12 protein-coding genes are annotated in these 16,674 nt (G+C 57.6%); 6 read left to right on the top strand and 6 right to left on the bottom strand.

Features of this window, described 5'->3' with window-relative positions; genetic code table 11:
- Positions 1-426: 426 nt before the first annotated feature.
- The 3 genes from QQJ86_RS12760 to QQJ86_RS12750 form a co-directional block, all read right to left on the bottom strand.
- The gene (locus QQJ86_RS12760; protein ID WP_284321335.1) at positions 427-3,480 is read right to left on the bottom strand and encodes an ATP-binding protein; all 3,054 of its coding nucleotides are present in this window, start codon (positions 3,478-3,480) and stop codon (positions 427-429) included.
- A 36-nt stretch (positions 3,481-3,516) separates the two neighbouring features.
- The gene (locus QQJ86_RS12755; protein WP_284321334.1) at positions 3,517-5,061 is read right to left on the bottom strand and encodes a LuxR C-terminal-related transcriptional regulator; all 1,545 of its coding nucleotides are present in this window, start codon (positions 5,059-5,061) and stop codon (positions 3,517-3,519) included.
- A 282-nt stretch (positions 5,062-5,343) separates the two neighbouring features.
- A complete protein-coding gene (locus QQJ86_RS12750; RefSeq protein ID WP_284321363.1) occupies positions 5,344-5,955 on the bottom strand; it encodes a response regulator transcription factor in 612 nt (203 codons plus the stop codon).
- A 309-nt stretch (positions 5,956-6,264) separates the two neighbouring features.
- Between QQJ86_RS12750 and QQJ86_RS12745 the strand changes: the two genes are divergently transcribed.
- The 3 genes from QQJ86_RS12745 to QQJ86_RS12735 all read left to right on the top strand — a co-directional run bounded on the left by QQJ86_RS12745 (position 6,265) and on the right by QQJ86_RS12735 (position 7,758).
- A complete protein-coding gene (locus tag QQJ86_RS12745) occupies positions 6,265-6,528 on the top strand; it encodes a hypothetical protein (protein WP_284321333.1) in 264 nt (87 codons plus the stop codon).
- Positions 6,529-6,604: 76 nt separating this feature from the next.
- Positions 6,605-6,832, top strand: a complete 228-nt coding sequence (locus QQJ86_RS12740) for a DUF2384 domain-containing protein (protein WP_284321332.1) — start codon at positions 6,605-6,607, stop codon at positions 6,830-6,832.
- A 122-nt stretch (positions 6,833-6,954) separates the two neighbouring features.
- Positions 6,955-7,758, top strand: coding sequence for an acetoacetate decarboxylase family protein (locus QQJ86_RS12735; protein WP_284321331.1), 804 nt, complete (start codon positions 6,955-6,957; stop codon positions 7,756-7,758).
- Between the two features lie 56 nt (positions 7,759-7,814).
- On the opposite strand, the gene QQJ86_RS12730 is transcribed toward QQJ86_RS12735, so the two are convergent.
- Together QQJ86_RS12730 and lhpH are read right to left on the bottom strand one after the other, a co-directional pair.
- Positions 7,815-9,578, bottom strand: a complete 1,764-nt coding sequence (locus QQJ86_RS12730) for a S53 family peptidase (RefSeq protein WP_284321330.1) — start codon at positions 9,576-9,578, stop codon at positions 7,815-7,817.
- Positions 9,579-9,876: 298 nt separating this feature from the next.
- Positions 9,877-10,884, bottom strand: coding sequence for a trans-3-hydroxy-L-proline dehydratase (gene lhpH / locus QQJ86_RS12725; RefSeq protein ID WP_284321329.1), 1,008 nt, complete (start codon positions 10,882-10,884; stop codon positions 9,877-9,879).
- A gap of 113 nt (positions 10,885-10,997) precedes the next feature.
- On the opposite strand from lhpH, the gene QQJ86_RS12720 reads away from it, so the two are divergent.
- Positions 10,998-11,735 carry a FadR/GntR family transcriptional regulator gene (locus tag QQJ86_RS12720; RefSeq protein ID WP_284321328.1) on the top strand — a complete coding sequence of 246 codons (738 nt, stop codon included), beginning with the start codon at positions 10,998-11,000 and terminating at the stop codon, positions 11,733-11,735.
- A gap of 198 nt (positions 11,736-11,933) precedes the next feature.
- On the opposite strand, the gene QQJ86_RS12715 is transcribed toward QQJ86_RS12720, so the two are convergent.
- Entirely contained in the window at positions 11,934-14,744 is a 2,811-nt protein-coding gene (locus tag QQJ86_RS12715) for a TonB-dependent receptor plug domain-containing protein (RefSeq protein ID WP_284321327.1), read from the bottom strand.
- Positions 14,745-15,224: 480 nt separating this feature from the next.
- On the opposite strand from QQJ86_RS12715, the gene QQJ86_RS12710 reads away from it, so the two are divergent.
- A complete protein-coding gene (locus tag QQJ86_RS12710; protein WP_284321326.1) occupies positions 15,225-16,421 on the top strand; it encodes a glycoside hydrolase family 27 protein in 1,197 nt (398 codons plus the stop codon).
- 72 nt (positions 16,422-16,493) lie between these two features.
- Positions 16,494-16,674, top strand: a 181-nt coding sequence (locus QQJ86_RS12705; RefSeq protein ID WP_284321325.1) for a hypothetical protein, incomplete at its 3' end; no start/stop codon positions are given.

Here is a 16,674-nt window from a genome sequence, read left to right as displayed (position 1 = left end):
AGCCTTCGTCAGGGTACACTTGCTGACGCAAAGGGATACATCGAATCACCCGAAAGTGTAGATAAATTCCTTGTGACAGCGATGTTGCACGGCATTCGCCTTCGGCGGCGGGCAGCACACCGAGCGTGCGCGTTCATTCCGGTTTTGAAACGTTTATGCGGCTTGAGTAACGTGTCGTTGGCTCAAGCCGTTGCTCGATGTTGGATCGTGCGAATGCAGGTGAATATCCCCCGCGTGGGGGACGGTGCTCTTCGATGTAGGTTGGGGTGCATCACCAACAGCCACGCGGCGCCACTGCACTAGCCATGATTAAAGGTGTCAAGTGGTCGTCATTCCCGCGAAAGCGGGAATGACGACCGTGAGGGAACGCACTCTTTCATGGCAGCCTCAAAACTGGGGAAACGAGTAATAGATAGAAAGCTTCGCCTATGCCATAAGCCGCGCAAAGGCCTTTTGCAGCCGATGCCCCGAAGGAAGGCCATCGAGCAAGCGCTGCGCCCGCGCGTTAAACAATCGCTCGTGAAGGGATGCACGCGTGCTATCGCCTTGCATACGATGCACCTTGGCCGCCGTCCGATGAATTCGCCAATCAACCATCGGTGCGCCCATCACGTCGATCATCTTCAGGGCGTCGTTGATCAAGCGTGAAGCGTGGGTGAGATCGCCTTCTTCGATAGCAACACGGCATCGCACCTCACGGGCCATTGCGCGCCAGGTGACTTCTATGGTCCGGTCTGACCGGTCGAGCATGCGATCGGCATGCAAGCGTGCTTGTTCGATGTCGCCTGATCGCAACAAGGCATCGGCAAGCGTCCACTCCAGTACAAATAGCCAATACCAGTCCGTGATGACTGGCTGTTCGAGCATGTCGTATTCGAGCTTTTTCAGAATCTCAATGCCTGCATCGGGATTCCCGAGGCCGATTTCCGTCGCCCCCGCGAGCAGCGTGCAATGCCGGATTTCATTCGGCAGCACCGGGGTATACAGCGTTGCCGGCTGATGGGCAGCTTTGTCTTTATAAGAGCCAAGCTTGCTGCAGATGTCCTTGATGGCCTGGTAGTCGCCGGCCATCAGGTAGAGAAATCCACGCAGTGTTTCCAAGGTGCAAACGCTATAGCGATTGGCGTTGCCGACAAAGAGTGCTTCGCTGGCGTCGAACTCCTTCAGGGCTCGACCCCATTCACCCAGCAGCGTATACGCCCATGGCCGGCCGAGGTGAGCCATCCAGATGGCGCGAAAGATATTGAATTCCGGCCGGTCTGCCGCGTGCCGTACCAGGATCTCCAGATTCGCGTCGACGGTTTCCAGGCATTCGCGATATCGGCTGGAGATCAAGCAAATCATGCTGTACTCGATCAATCCCCAGGCCGTGATCTGACGGTCGGAACCGTTTCTCAAGGGAATCAGGTTTTCGTCGCAAACCTTGGCCAGTTCGGAATCCCATCCGCCGATCCAGATGCGCCATATGGCGCTGCTCAACCGGATGCGCGCCTTGAGCTGCGGCTCGGGTTGTGCATCGCTCAAGCGCGCGGCGTTTTCCAGGTGTGAAATGCAGGCAGTCGCATTCCACCAGCTCAGGGTAAAGCCCAGGCCAAGCTCCGCACGCGCCTGGATATCCGGGAAGCGCAGTTGTTCGGACCGCTGTGCAAGTTCGGTGAATGCCTGCAGGGCTTCAGGATCATGGTTGGCAGCGTAGATCGATGCGCGATCTTCCAGCAGCACGGTCTGGGTAAGTTCGCGTTCCCCATCGGGAAGATGGCGCACGATCTCATCGGCCTTGCCGAGAATGGCCAGTGCATCCTGATGCGCATAGCGTCGTTTGGCGGTCTGCAGGGCGATCTTTAGATAGGTAAGTCCCTTGGACCACTCGTGCGCATTGGAAAATTGTTCGGCCAGTTCAAACGCGGCGTGTGCGCGCAGCTCGCTGGGATATGACTTTTCCAGCTCCTTGCCGATCAATGCGTGGCTTTGCGCCAACCGGAGTGGCCCTTGGCGGTTCAGCAGCACTTCGCGCAGCAGGGCGTGATTGAACCGGTAGAGCCGGACTACTTCGCCGCTTCCCAGCCTGTCCATGTCATGGCGGTGAATAAACGTCCTGGTTCGGCACAGCGCCTCGCATACTTCCTCGAATCGGCGTGCGCTGAGGCCTGCGGCAGTTGCAGGCGCGATAGGGTTGAAGACGTCTCCGACTGCACTGGCGGCTTCCAGGATACGCTGCGTTTCGTCATCGAGGCTGGCAATCTTGGCTTCGATGACGTGGCTGATCGTCTGCGGTATCTCGAAGCGGATCTTGGAAAGCGGTACGTCGTTCTTCCATCGTCCCTGGTCGGCGGATATCGACTGCGTGCTTTTCAAGTGATCCAGGATCGTACTCAGGAACAGCGGATTGCCGCTTGATCGATGCAACAGGAGTTGCACGAACGAGCGGCTTTCTTCGGAATTGTCAGCCTGTACGTATTCCGCGATATCCCGCTGGTCGAGTCCGGTTAAATGGATGGATTCGCACAGCTTGTGCAATAGCAGTTCGTTGACGAGCTGCTTGAGTGCCGGTCCACGCGTCGCCACTTCATCCGATCGATAGGTGGCAAGCAGCAGCAGCTTTACGGAGGACTTCCGCCTGGCGAATGCAGAAATGAGATCCAGCGTGGAGAAGTCGGCCCAATGCAGGTCCTCCAGCAACAGCACGAAGGTTTCATCTTCAGCGAGCGCTTCCAGCAATTCGCAGAACTCGCCCAGCATGCGGCTGCGAGCGGATATGTGCGCCACTTTGTGCAACAGGGCGCGATTTTCGCGAGACAGGAGTCCGGCCACCTGATTGGCCCACGAAGGTGCCAGGGCGATCAAGGCATCCTGTACCTTGCTGCCGTTCGCTCCCTTTATCAGGCGGGAAAGCGCCTCGATGATGGGATAGAAAGGTTCGGTTCCACCGAAGCCTTCGATGCAGCGACCGTATGAAAGCGACACATGTTGATGGGAAATATCATTGCAAAATGCCTCGGCCAATGCCGTTTTGCCAATGCCGGCTTCGCCGTGCACGAATACGATTTTTGGCTGCCCGTTGCTCGTTTGCACCAGCGCATCGCGTAACGCACTCAACTGTGCAGCTCTGCCTATGAGGGCGGGTGCAGCGGCCGGCGTGAGCTGATTGTCCGTCTTTTGTGGAGTCTTTATGTCGGCAATAAAGCGGTAGCCGCGACCTCGATGCGTTTCTATGTAACGCGGGCGTTGTGCCTCGTCGCCGAGTGCGTTGCGAATGGCCAATACATGCCCTTTCAGTACCTCGGGCTGGACGGCCACGCCGGACCAGAGCGCCTCAAGCAGTTCCTCGTGCGAGACCAATCGTCCCGGATGCTCGACCAGATAACGCAGCACGTCGAACGCCTTCGCGGTGATGGTGACGGGGGTGAGCCCGCCCTCGTCGGAAACGCGCCACAGCTGGTGATTGGCCGGATCGAGCCGAAAAGGTTTGAACTCCTTCATGCGACCACCACAACTATGGGTGAGCGTGTCGCGCTTTCAAATAAGCCCCAACTCGGTCGCCCGGGAGACGGCCTCGGCGCGGTTCTTGGAAGACAGTTTGATGAAGATATGCTTGGCATGCGACTTCACGGTTTCCGGTGTGATCTGCAGTTCGCGAGCGATGGATTTGTTGGATAAGCCTAAGCTCATCAAGCGTAGGATAATCGCCTCGCGCGTGCTTAGTGATTCCACCAGACGATGGTTTGTCCTGAATTTCTTCCGGGCCGGAAGATGCACCTCCGGCGCCGTGAGCAGTCGTCCGACGTAGGGCCCAAGATGGCCAAGCCTGCCGGCTTCGGACGATCGCCAAAGTTGCTTGAGAGGTGTTTCGATCAGCGGCATGTCGTCAAGAAAACTGCGGAACAACCCCGCATTGGCGCCCTGGTGTAACGCAGCGCGCAACTCTTCATGGGCGCGAGCTATCTGGCCTATCGAGTAAAGGGCACTCGACAGAAGAATCGTCAGCTTGACGACCAGGGTAGGGTGATTGTGATCCAGTGCGGCACTGCGTAGATCATCAAGTGCCCGGGCCGTGCTGATGCCAGGTCCGTTCGCTATTTGCAGTCGAAGCTGAGCTATTTGCAGAAGCCATGCGTCGACGTCCCTGGGGCGAGTCTTTGCATCGAGCGCGTTGAAAAAGGCATTCACTTGCTGCAACGCCGCCTCGGCCAGATCGACGCGTTCTTCATGGATACGAAGGGCGACTTCTTCCGTTTTGCAACGGAGTACCAGGCGAGGCCAGTGACGCTGTATGCCTACTTCTTCGCCGCGATGCAGGAGCAACAGTGCGATGTTCTGGCTTCCCCTTGCCGCAGCGATCTTGGCAGAGAGAATGTAGGCAATGAGCGCGCTTTCTATCGCGCCGCTCTCTTCGATGGCGGTGAGCCGGCCTCGTAGCAGGGTATCGGCTTCGTCGATGGCGCCGGCCTCATAGTGCAATTGAGCCAGCACCGACGTGGGAAGTAGCGAAGCGTACGCATTCGCTGTGGTTATCTTGTTGCACAGAAGCAAAGCGTCTGTGGCCAGGCGCTCGGCCAGCTTGAATCGTAGTTGTTCGGCCTCGGCCGCGGCTTCGATAGAGAGGTTGGCGATCGCCGTCAATAACGACATGGCGTGATCGCGCGGCGCTTTTCCCCGGGACAATTCATAGAAGGGCATGAAGTCGCGCGAGCGCCAAAGACAAAACTTCCTGACAACATCAAGGATCGACTTGTACCGAGCTCCGGTGCCTCGCTCCATGACCGATTGCACACGGAACATGGCTTCGTCGATATCGTCTTGGCAGAGGCTTCCCATCGCCAGCAGCGTATCGACTTCATCGCCAGGGAAGTCGAGGCGGAAGCGATCCTTTTGCAGAAAGGCGTGACGCAGCGTGGTGGTGACCGAAAGCACCTCGGTCCCATTCATCGTGCTTACTGCATGCCACGCGGTATCCAGCAGCGTTCTGAGCGCTCCGTCCGGATCATCGAGGTCGTGCCAATCTTTCAGCCATCCCAAACTGACGGGAGCAGTTGCGCTGTGCGCAACGGGAAAGAGATTCATCAGTACGCCCTCCGACCGCCGTGCAGGGCGCTGAAGCGATCCAGCATTGCTTCAGCCGCGTACGCTGTCGGAATGGTTACCAATACACGTCCAGCGCCCAAAGTACTCATCACCCAATTCACTCAGCAAACCGTTGAACCATGCAACGTGTGATTCGTCTTTTCGATGAAGACATTAGGCGAGATGGCAGATTTTGTCGTGAAATTAAGGTTCTTGTTCGGTCTTCTTTCGGTTTTTGAGTGAGCAATGCGGTGTCACTCGTCCCGGTCTGGATATTTTTGGTTAACGCTGTGATTCCATGAAGCCGCGACGGATCGCGATCATGACTGCGTGCGTGCGATCCTCCGCACTCAATTTGCCCATGATGCTTTTCATGCGCGCCTTGACGGTGTCTTCCGAAATACACAAGGCGTTGGCGATGGTGCGGTTGCTGTGGCCTTCGGCCACCAGCTTCAATACACCGATTTCACGTTCCGTAAGACCTTCGTGCCCGGTATGGCTCGCGATCTCCTGAGCGACTTCGGGGGCCATGGTGTGGCGCCCGCCAAGTGCGCCCCGAATCGCCTTGATAATTTCATCGCGACGCGCCGTCTTGAGCAGATAGGAGGTTGCACCCAGCGTAAAAGCACGCACTACACGCGCATCGCCAGGGAATGTGGTGAGCACGATGATCGTTGCATCGGGAAAAGCATTGCGAATGGTCGTGATGGCCTGGAGGCCATCGACATCCGGCATTTGCAGATCGATCAACATGACATCGGGCAACAGCTTCTGGAATTGCTCGATCGCCTCTCTGCCATCGGCAGCCTCGCCCAACACTTCCATATCGGGTTCTTGCTCAATGACCGCCCGGAGACCATCCCGCATGACCGGATGGTCATCCACGATGAGAATCCCGAATTTTTCCTTCTTCGCGTCCAAACAACTCACCCGAGGAAATTCAGTCCGAAAACAAGAGGGAACATGCGGCAAAAGCGGCATTCCCGATTGACCTGGACTATGCGCTGGGCAAGGTGGGACTTCAATGCTCGAAAGGGTAATTTGGGCCTCGCCTTTGTGAGCGTTCTAAAGAACAACCATGGATTCGGCGGGATAGGTGACGTTTTTGTAATGTGAAAATGCACATCCGCGCGCAAAAAGATGCAAGAAAGCTGCGTGCTGCCCGGCGTAACGTAGCCTCTACTTACGCTATGGGGTACAGCCATGACTATGAGAAACGGTGCAGCGTCATGGTTGGCGCGAACGACGGGCGCCTTGCCATTGAATCAGCCGGGCGATATCGCCTTCGTCCATATATCGCAATTGGCTTCAGCCATAGAGAGCGATCCTTACCGGGTCGGGGAGTGGTACCGGTCCGTCCGCATCCGTGAACTCGGGGAAATGACCGCGAGGGAGTTGGTCATGCGGGGCAGCGCGGATTTGGTGATCGCCTTTCTGCACTCCATACAGCGCGGTGACCGCGATTGAAAAAAGGGGGGGCTTGCATATGCGAAACACAGATGCGTTCAAGAACATGAGCGCTCAGCTGGAGGAGATTCAATCCATGCGCGAGCAAATCGCCTTCGCGGCCTTTTCCATGCTGGAAGAACGGTTGAGCGACTTCTCCAACATGCTGATCATGGGCCTGGGCGACAGGACACGCGCCGTGTGGTGGATGTGCATGCGTCACCGCAACCTGGACGGAAGAAATGCCTATCAGGTGATTGCCGATGGCGAAGTAGACCGGCTCTGGGAGGTGGTGGAAAGCCTGTGCGGAGCGCCGGAACTCTGACCGCTATATCTGGAGTGAAGCCCGTTTCCGGCGCTTGCCGTCACATTCGTCCAAGATCGATCGAGCAGCGAATGCCATAGTCACTCCAATCGTGTTTGACCTCCGTCCCCAGGAATGGCCCTATGAAAAGCAACTTTTTCGTTCCCCTTGCGCCGCGCGGTCTTTCCACTGTTTCGCCACCACCGCCTTGGCACTATGCCGGCGATTTCATGATTATCGATTTCTGGGCACGCCCGGAGGCTGTGGCGGCTGTCTTGCCTGAGGAACTGCAGGTCGATGTGAAGGCTGAAGGCCATGCCCAAGCGTATTTCATCGATTGGCAATTTACCGGTCAGCACGATGAGTTGCTGGATCCTGCGCGATACCAGTATCGGGAGTTTTTCATCCTTGTCGACGCTCAGTTCAACGGCAAGCCCGTTGCATTCTGTCCTTACATCTTTGTCGACAACGACGCGGCGATTGCACGTGGCTTGGCGCAGGGATTTCCCAAGCGTTATGGTTCGATTTACCAGACTCGCTTATTTGCAGCCAATGGTCCTGCATCACCCAAGCTCGTGCCGGGAAGCCGCTTTGGTGCGAGCGCATCGGCAGCTGGGCAGCGGATTGCGCGCGGTACCGTCGCACTGGAAAAAGCCGTGACGGATCCGTCAGCGTTAGCTTCGCGTCCTACCATCAATCTGCGCCACTTCCCGCGGCTCGCAGCCGGGCAGTGGGAGCGTCCCGCCGTGCATGAGTTGGTGGAATCGGTCATGGATAACTTCACAGTGGCCGATGCGTGGATGGGCAAGGGTGAGTTGGCGTTGCCCGAGTGTGAGAACGAGGAAGTGTCGGACCTGGCGCCCGTGCGCTGCGGCAATGGCTATCGCATGTCGGTGTCGTACTCGGTGACTGATCTGAAAACGCTGGTCGATCATTCCGTGAAGTAGCTAAGGTGCGTGCCGGGCGAACCTCTTCCCTCAACGGGAAGAGGTTCGTTGTATTTTCAGCGTTGGAACTGCATCCCCGTGGCCAGCGCGCCGGCGTTCCACGAACCCCAGCCGGAAGCTTGGTTGAATTGACCGGGGATGACCGAATACGCCCCGTTGCTGCCTCCCGTCAGGAAGTTGTAGCAAGTGAGGCAGTCGCCGCTGGTGCGGTTCACCTGGCCTGCACCGATGTCATAGAAGGTCTGCTGCCAGAAATACGGCGGAATGCCACTCTGCAACAGCCTTGCATAAGTGCCTGCCAGCAGCGGTGCGGCCAGGCTGGTGCCACCGTAAACCGCCCACTGCGTTTGATAGGTGCCGCTGCTGTCATAGCCTCCGGTGACGATCCACAGCCCCGAATTCGGATCGCCATCCATGACGAAGTCCGGCGTGCTGCGCATGCTGCCGACGATGCTGGCGACCCCGTTCTGGTAGTAAGGGCGCGTCTCCGTGGCTGCCGGTCCGCTTTCGCTCCCTGTCCACAGTGTTTCGTGATCGTAGGTGGAGTAGGAGTCCACGGTGTTGTAAAGCGTGGAGGCCCCTACCGATACGACATAGGGCGAACTGCCTGGAAAACCGGTCGAGCTTTCATTGTTGGAGCATCCCGGGTAGCCGCCGTAATCCTGAGTGATGGAGAACACTGTGATGCCCTTGGCAACCGCAGCCCAGAGTTCCTGATCCCAGCTGTTGCGTAGATCCTGGCCGATATCCGAGTCACAGGTGGCCGCGAACGAGAGGGAAATGGTCGATCGATTGTCGTTGACGGCGGCAGTCACCGCGGCGAGTTCGTCATCCAGATTCGTTGACGGTGCCGAGTAGAACGCGATTTTTTGCAACCCACCCGTCATGGTGGCGACGGCATCGACATCGAGCACGGCTTCCGTTTGCGCCTCGTAATCCCCTTGGGTGTAACCCGTTGGATAGATCACGTCGAGGGGAATAAAGCCGAAGCCGTAATTACTGGCCCAGGTCTGGTAGAGGTAATTGGTGTTGCGCTGATCACCCACGCCGATCACTGCAACGACCTGGTTGTTTGCCGGTGCCAGATTGCTGGCGCCGTACAGCGCGGGAAAATCGGTTGGGGCGTGCACGCATTCCCGGCACGCCACCACTCCCGCGGTCGACTGGGTGCCGGGAGCGCCTTTGCCCTTCCATGTGACGTTGCCTTGGGTCGTGGCGGCAATCTTTGCTCCTGATACGCCACGTTCCTGGAACGAGCGCAATCCGTGCACAGCGCTGATCACGTCACTCAAGGACTGCGGAATGCTCACTGGATCGGCATTCGCAATGCCGGCCTGCTTGCCGCGACGAAAACCGTACAGGTGTGTTTTGAACGCCGACTGCACATTAGCCGCCGTGCCCCACGCCGTTACGATCATATTGTCTTTGGACACGTAGATCTGGCTGAAGCCATTGGAATGCAGAAAGTTGTAGACGCGCGTGGCGTCAGCACGGCTTGGCAGATAACGGGCGGCCAAATCGTTGTCTGTCAGCGGGTTTCTTGCGTGCGCGCGCACTTGCTCGGCAACTTGCTGAAGCTCGGTCTGGTTGTGCATTTTCAACACAACGTTCACCCGAACCGGGACGTTCGCACCCATCAACGTCGCCTGATCACCGGCTTGAATGGCGACGCTTTTGGCGAGCGTAACGCCTGTGTTGCTTGGCGTTGCATCACTTACAGGCTGAGCTTGTGCGGCAAACGCTGTTCCCATCACTCCGGCGCCTGCCATTCCCCACAAAGCCACTGCCAGTCCTTTCGATAGAACTGCTGTTCGCATCATGGTTTACCCTCCCAATTTATGGATGTTGTAGTGAGTCATGCAGCATGACTGCCAGCCAGAGGCTGGCCTCATCCAGTGTGGGAGTCGTTGTGATTGGGGTCTTGAGGAAATTTCCGCAGGAGAGAGCGCGATGTCGGCACAAATGCGCGGATTGCCATGAAATTCGCCATTACCCTATGGCCGTCATGCCCGCGAAAGCGGGCATCCATCTTGCTCTGATACATCTTTAAAAATGGATGCCCGCTTTCGCGGGCATGACGGCAGTAAGGGAACGCACGCTTTCATGGCAACTCACCCTTCAACGCACAAGAAACCCGTAAGTCAGCGGATCACGCTCATCGATCAGCCACTGAGCAAAGCCGCAGACATGCGCATCGCCTTCGATTTCCGGAATCACTGCATCGAATCGGTCCAGTCGGGTTTCCTCCAGCACGCGCCCACGAAAGACAGTGCCGATGATGGATTCGTTGACCAGCGTATCGTGCCGTTGCATGTCACCGCGCAAGAACAATTGCGCTACGCGGCCGGCCGTGCCCGAGCCGGTGGGTGAGCGGTCTACCTCGCGGTCGGCAAATACGCAGCAATTGGCTTGGCTTGAGCCGGCATGTCGCGGTGTGTTGTCGATGATCGTTCCGTAGATGTGATTGATCTCCGGGATATGCGGGTGAACGACTTTATACGCCGCGTTGGCAGCTTGTTTCACCTCATCGCCGAATTGGGTCAGCCGTTCGACCTCGGCTTCGCGAATCGCCAGCCCGAATGGTTGGCCCGACGCATAAAAATAGAACGCACCGCCAAAGGCGATATCGCCGCGCACTTCACCGAAGTTTGGCGTATGCACCACCGCATCGCGTAGCCAGATAAAAGAGGGCACGTTGACGAAGCGCACCTGGCCGGCGTGCTCTCCATCCCACTGGACGAAGGCCTCGATGAATCCGCACGGCGCATCGATGCCGATGCGCGTTTCCGGCGCGGTGCGTTCCACCCAACCCAGTTGGACGGCCGCCGTGGCCAACGCGATGACGCCGTGACCGCAATGATCGCTATAGCCTTCGTTGTGCATGAAGATCACGCCGAAGTCGGCGCGCTTGCTGACCGGCTCGGTGAGGTAGCCGCCATACATTTGTGCATGGCCACGCGGCTCCAGCATCAACGCGCGGCGCAGGTGGTCGATATGCGCCTTCATCCACGCACGGCGTTCCACGATGGTATGGCCTGGTGGCCTGGGCCAGCCGCCCGTAACGATGCGGAAAGGCTCGCCGGCGGCGTGCATCTCCACCGTGCTGACGAAACGGTCCGGTTTCATCCTGCTCCCCCTGTTTTTGATTGGTTGCAATCTAGGCCACTATTGGAACACTATTCAACCAATAATATGAGAAATACGATAATTTGGTCTAAATCATGACCAGGGGAGAGGGTATGGCCAGGGCACAAGCAATCCTCGAAGAGTCGTTTCGCCCTAAGCAGATCTATGAGCAAGTTGCCGAGCGCATCCGCGCCGACATCCGCAATGGTCGGCTTATTGCGGACGAACGCCTGCCGTCGGAACGCGAGCTATCCACGCGTTTTCGCGTTGGGCGTCCGGCGGTACGCGAGGCTATCGGCGCATTGCAAAACCAGGGGTTGGTCATCACGCGCCGCAATGCCGGCACCTATGTGAGCAGCGACGCGGTGCAATGTTTATCCATGGCCACGATGGCCGGTGCAACCGGGGCAGATGCTGACGTCAGTCCTGCATCCACGCTGGATTTGCGCCATATCCTGGAGCCGTCCATCGCCAGACGCGCAGCGCAGCGCGCCAAGCCGGATGCGCTGGCCGAGCACTATCTGGCCCAGATGGAATCGATCACCGACATCGCCGATCCAGAGCAGTGCACGCGCTGGAACGATAGCGACCGCTTGTTCCATCGCCAGCTTGCCGTGATGACCGGCGATCCGCTGCTGGTGAAAGTTGCCGACGTGGTCGCTAGCACCATGGATCAGCCGTTATGGAAGCGCCTGAAGGACGACGGTATTTACGAAGCCAAGCGCGTGCAGCTCTATGCGTCCGAACATCGCCTGATTTATGAGGCGATTGTTTGTGGCGACGCTGATGCGGCCGCGATGTATGCAGAGCAGCACATTAAGCGAGTTGGCAGGGATGTGGTGCCGCGGTGATGGCCTTAACGACACTGTGAATAATCTCGTCGCCCCGGCGAAGGCCGGTGCCTAGCGACTCTAGTGGTGTACAAGTCACTGGGTCCCGGCTTTCGCCGGGACGACGATGAGGGTGTAGGTTGGGGTGCGAACGCCAACGTTGCTATGTTGATCAAGATCGCGATGTTGGGGTTTACACCCCAACCCACGTAAGCGTCATCAACCCCCGCCGAACTTGTAATCCGCCTGCAGCATGATCTGTCTCCCGTAAATGTTGTAGTTGTAGTTATTGAAGTACGGGAACGTGCGGCTCGTGCGATAGCCAGGATCACTCGGCGGCATCTTGTTGAACACGTTGTTGATCATCAGCGACAGATCCAGGTTCTTCACTGGCGTGTAGCCTATGCTCCAGTTGTAGAGAATCCACGGCGGCAAATGTCCCGCGCCCGGATAGGTGGGGCCATAGGTAAATGCAACATAGTTGGGTGTTGGGCTGTAACGGTGCCAGTACACCGTGCTGCGCAAGATGTCGTGCCATGACCAGCTCAACGAGCCGCTCGCCAGATCCTTGAATTCCGTGCTCCACAGCGGATTGGTGAGCTGGTTGATCGGCGTCGTCCCTGGATATTCCTGGAACTGATGCTTGAGCATGTCGTTGTAATCCAACTGCACCGCGAACGTACCCAAGCGGGTCGGATCGAAGACATACTTGGCTTCTGTCGTCACCGAATCGGTGACCTCGTTGGCGATATTGATGTAATACAGGTTGAGGTTGGTGGCTTGACCGGTATACGGGCTGCGGGTGATCTGCGCATAGGCGCTCTGGCAGATGGCCGAATCCGACGGCAGCTGACCCAACCGGCATTGGGCTTCCTGCCGCATCAGTATGTCCGAGCTTTGCAACTGGATTTCATTGTTGATGGCGATGTGCAGGAAATCGGCGCTGAAGCTCAGGTTGTGAACCGGTGCCCACACGGTTCCCAGCGTCCAACTGGTCGAATTGGTCGGTTGCAGCTTCTTGTTGGGCAGCACATTGATCTTCACGCCATCGGTGTAATTGGCCGTGCAGTTCTGATTGCCGCCTTTCGTCGCGCACAGGTAGTAATCCGTGACGCTGTTGTACTGCCCGGAAGGGCCAAGGAAGATCGACGACATATCGGGCGCGATGAAGCCCGTGGCGTAATTGCCGCGAACCAGCAACGTATCGAACGGGCGGTATTCGATGCCGATCTTGTACGTGAACTTGGTGTTGGGCGATCCATCCTTTACGGTGTAGCGGTCGGTACGTCCCGAAAGATCGAACGTGAGCTGGGAAAGCACCGGCAGGTTCAACTGGAACGCGGAGGCATAGTGATCGCGCTGACCACCACCGGACACGCCCGTGTTGCCCCAGAGCAGTCCATTGGCTACCAGCGGATTCACCGGGTTGTACCAGGCCTGATTGCCGCCTTCCACCAGCCAGGCGAAGCCTGCATCACCACCCGGCAGATGGAACAGGCTGTCGTTACTGACGGTACCGCGCAGATTGTTGATCCACGTGTTGTACAGCGCGTTGACGTTGATCGTGAAGCTTGCGTATTGCGCCGGCGTGATAGGGGAGAAGAACGCGCCGTAATTGGGGTGGTACATGTTGTAGCCGGTGTTGGGATCGACACCGACCACCGGACCCAGCATGGATTCGAAAAAGCCGTCCACGGCCGCCGCCGGATGCAGCGGGCTGAGATCGGTGGTGCGCTCGCCGGAGCGCAGGAAATACACATCCCAGTCCCAGCCTGAATCGCCGAACTTGCCGTTGGCACCCAAGTCCGCCTGGTACATAAGATCGTCCTGGCGCAACAAACCGTTGTAGTTGTTGTTGCCCACTTCTTCCGGTGCAAAGAAGCGTTCGGGGAACAACACATGGTGCGTGGTAGCGTCCTCGATCAAGCCGCCGGGAAGGTCATTGGGGCCCCACCAGTTATAGGCGATGCCCGCAGTGAATTTCTGCTGCTGCCAGCTCGCCAGTACATCGCCATACAGACGCACATAGTCGTTGAGGTTGTAGCGCAATTTCAGCATGCTGCTGTAACTGCGTTCCTGATTGATGAAGGTGCCGTAGCTGTACGTCTTGGGCGAGCCGCAGAAGCTGCCGCTGAGCGGAGCGCGAAATACCTGCGTAGTGGTGCCTGCGAAAAGATTGCTCAGTCCGCCGCATCCGTTGGGTGGAGGCACAAAGCCCTGCAAAGATCCGCCCGTGCCGTAATCCCACATGGCCGCGACGATGATCGGGCGCGGTGCGGCGGTGGTCAGGTCGCGCTGGTAATACCACGCGGGCGATTGATTGAAGAACTCAACTGTGCCGACGACATCCAGTTTGCCAAACTGATGTCCGAACGAAACGGACAAGCGCTGATTGGCACCACCGCCCAGGCTGTAGTTGCCGGTGCGCACGCTTGCCTCGGCGCCGTCCATGTGCTGCTTGGTGACGATATTGACCACGCCCGAGATCGCTTGCGAGCCGTAGATCGATGAACCACCGCCGGGCAGGATGTCGATGTGATCGACGATGCTCATCGGGATGTTGCCGATGTTGGTGAAGTCGCTGACGCCGCCGTAAAGCTGGCCGAATTGCGAGATTGGCTTGCCATCCAGCAAGGTCAACGTGTACTCGGGATTCAGGCCGTAGAAACTGAATGTCTGCGAGCCCTGGTTGAATCCCGGCGTCTGCGAACCCGGAACGGTGCCGGTGGCGAAGACCGAGTTCTGCAGAACTTCAGCGACGCTATTGAAACCGCGCGCCTTCATGTCCTGTGCGGTGATCGTGTAAGTAGGCGTAGCGGTCTGGATCTGTGCGTTGTTGATCAACGATCCGCTGACGATGACCGTGTCCAGATTCTTGGTCTTGTCTTTTTTTGCGTCACTGGGCGACTGCCCATTGTCTTGCGACGCAGTGCTGTCTTGAGGTGGTGCGGCCGTCTGTGCTTGCAGATTGGCTGCCAGCATGAGCGAAAGCGCGGCCAGGACCGCCACCGCGATCGGATGTTTCGACATATTGTTCTCCCCTACATTTTTATCTGCGAACGCATTTCAATAACGCGTTGTTGTGTGTGTAGTGATGGTCTGCGCGACGACGCACGTCCGTGTACATCGCCGCGACAAAACATCATTGATCAAGCGAGCGAGACGGGTCTTGATCAAAAATTTCGACGAGGGATGCGCAAGTCTGCACAATGCAATAATTAGTGCGAAAAGTGCTTGCTTTACTGCATGGCGAACTTAATATCTGGCGCGCAAAACAGCGCTTGATTAGCGTCGAATCATCGTTTCGCGTTGTCGTCATCCCAGCGAAAGCTGGGATCCATCGTCTTTGAAGTGCAGGGAAGTCACTGGATCCCAGCTTTCGCTGGGATGACGAGCAAGCTTACGGTGCGTCTGAAGTTCGAGGTTAATCACGAAGCGAAGTCCCATATCTTTGCTTGTATCGCAACGTCACGATGCAATGCTCGCCAACACTCAACAACGAGGTCATTCATGCGCTTTTCGTGTATTGCTGTAGCAGCGATCGCCTTACTGGCCGCCAATGTGCGCGCCGAAACGCCTGTAGCGAAAACTCCACCCATGGGGTGGAACAGCTGGAATTATTTTGCCGAGAAAGTTACCGAGGCCGACGTGCGCGCAGCTGCGGATGCGATGGTCGCCAGCGGCATGCGCGATGCTGGCTATGTTTACGTGAATATCGACGATGGCTGGCAGGGTGAACGCGATGCCAAGGGCGTGATTCATCCCAATGCGCGTTTCCCCGATATGAAGGCATTGGCCGATTATGTGCATGCCAAAGGCCTCAAGCTCGGTATCTACAGTTCACCGGGTCCCAAGACCTGCGCTGGCTACGCCGGATCGCTCGGTCACGAGAAGCAGGATGCACAGACCTATGCCGAATGGGGCGTGGACTATCTCAAGTACGATCTGTGCAGCTATCGGGATGTGATGAAAGAGCAAGCACCGAACGATCTTGAAGCGCAAATGCGCATGATGGAAGCTTCCTATCAGACCATGCGCGATGCCTTGAACACCACGCATCGTCCCATCGTCTATTCACTGTGCCAGTACGGCATGGATGCGGTATGGGAATGGGCGGCTGATCCACACGTTGGCGGCAACCTCTGGCGTACCACGGGCGATATCTCTGCGGATTGGGATCGCATCTACGCGCTTGCTTCGCAGCAGGCCGGGCTGGCTGCGTATTCACGTCCTGGCCATTGGAACGATCCGGATATGTTGGAGGTCGGCAACGGTCAGCTCACCGCTGCGGAAAATCGCTCCCACTTCAGTTGGTGGGCCATGCTCGCCGCGCCGCTGCTTGCTGGCAACGACCTTGCGCATATGTCACCGGAAGTGCGGGATATCCTCACGCATCGCGATGTGATCGCGATCGATCAGGATGCTCTCGGCAAACAGGCTACCCGCGCTTACGCAGAAGGCGAAGTGGAGGTATGGACACGTCCCTTGCAAGGTGGCGCACTGGCGGTGGCAGTGTTCAATGTTGGCGGTACGCGGTATGCGGGTACGCATCCCTTCCATCTTGATCTTGCCAAGCTCGGTTTGCATGGGGCGCAGCAGGGCGAAGATTTATGGACGGGGAAGGCGGTGACGTTGCATGACCGTCAGCCGATCGCGCTGCATTCGCATGACGTGTGGATGGTGCGCATTCCTGTGCCTCATGCTTAAGTGACCGCTTGCGGAAAAAGCAAATCTTGCCTCTTTGTCGTTCCGGCGAAGGACGGCACGCGGGAAGAGCACATGGATGTGCTCGGCTTTGAGGGGCGAGGAATTCAATCTAAATATGCGTCCGAAGGACACAGCACCTTTCCTGATTGGCGTCTCGCCTCAGCTGGGCGTCTCGTTTGTTGTGGTATTGCCTGCGGCGCTTCCGGTCGCGAAGCGACCGGGTCACTTTTCTTTGCTGGCCCCAGTACTGTCC

Source organism: Dyella acidisoli (assembly GCF_030160295.1).
Taxonomy (GTDB): domain Bacteria; phylum Pseudomonadota; class Gammaproteobacteria; order Xanthomonadales; family Rhodanobacteraceae; genus Dyella_B; species Dyella_B acidisoli.
The sequence above is the reverse complement of the archived record's forward strand: the minus strand, read 5'-3'. Positions and strand labels throughout refer to the sequence as shown.

Excerpts from the sequence above, each read along its gene's own strand:
- QQJ86_RS12760 (WP_284321335.1), bottom strand. The coding sequence starts at position 3,480 with ATGAAGGAGTTCAAACCTTTTCGGCTCGATCCGGCCAATCACCAGCTG.
- QQJ86_RS12755 (WP_284321334.1), bottom strand. The coding sequence starts at position 5,061 with ATGAATCTCTTTCCCGTTGCGCACAGCGCAACTGCTCCCGTCAGTTTG.
- QQJ86_RS12745 (WP_284321333.1), top strand. The coding sequence starts at position 6,265 with ATGACTATGAGAAACGGTGCAGCGTCATGGTTGGCGCGAACGACGGGC.
- QQJ86_RS12740 (WP_284321332.1), top strand. The coding sequence starts at position 6,605 with ATGCGCGAGCAAATCGCCTTCGCGGCCTTTTCCATGCTGGAAGAACGG.
- QQJ86_RS12735 (WP_284321331.1), top strand. The coding sequence starts at position 6,955 with ATGAAAAGCAACTTTTTCGTTCCCCTTGCGCCGCGCGGTCTTTCCACT.
- QQJ86_RS12730 (WP_284321330.1), bottom strand. The coding sequence starts at position 9,578 with ATGATGCGAACAGCAGTTCTATCGAAAGGACTGGCAGTGGCTTTGTGG.
- lhpH (WP_284321329.1), bottom strand. The coding sequence starts at position 10,884 with ATGAAACCGGACCGTTTCGTCAGCACGGTGGAGATGCACGCCGCCGGC.
- QQJ86_RS12720 (WP_284321328.1), top strand. The coding sequence starts at position 10,998 with ATGGCCAGGGCACAAGCAATCCTCGAAGAGTCGTTTCGCCCTAAGCAG.
- QQJ86_RS12715 (WP_284321327.1), bottom strand. The coding sequence starts at position 14,744 with ATGTCGAAACATCCGATCGCGGTGGCGGTCCTGGCCGCGCTTTCGCTC.
- QQJ86_RS12710 (WP_284321326.1), top strand. The coding sequence starts at position 15,225 with ATGCGCTTTTCGTGTATTGCTGTAGCAGCGATCGCCTTACTGGCCGCC.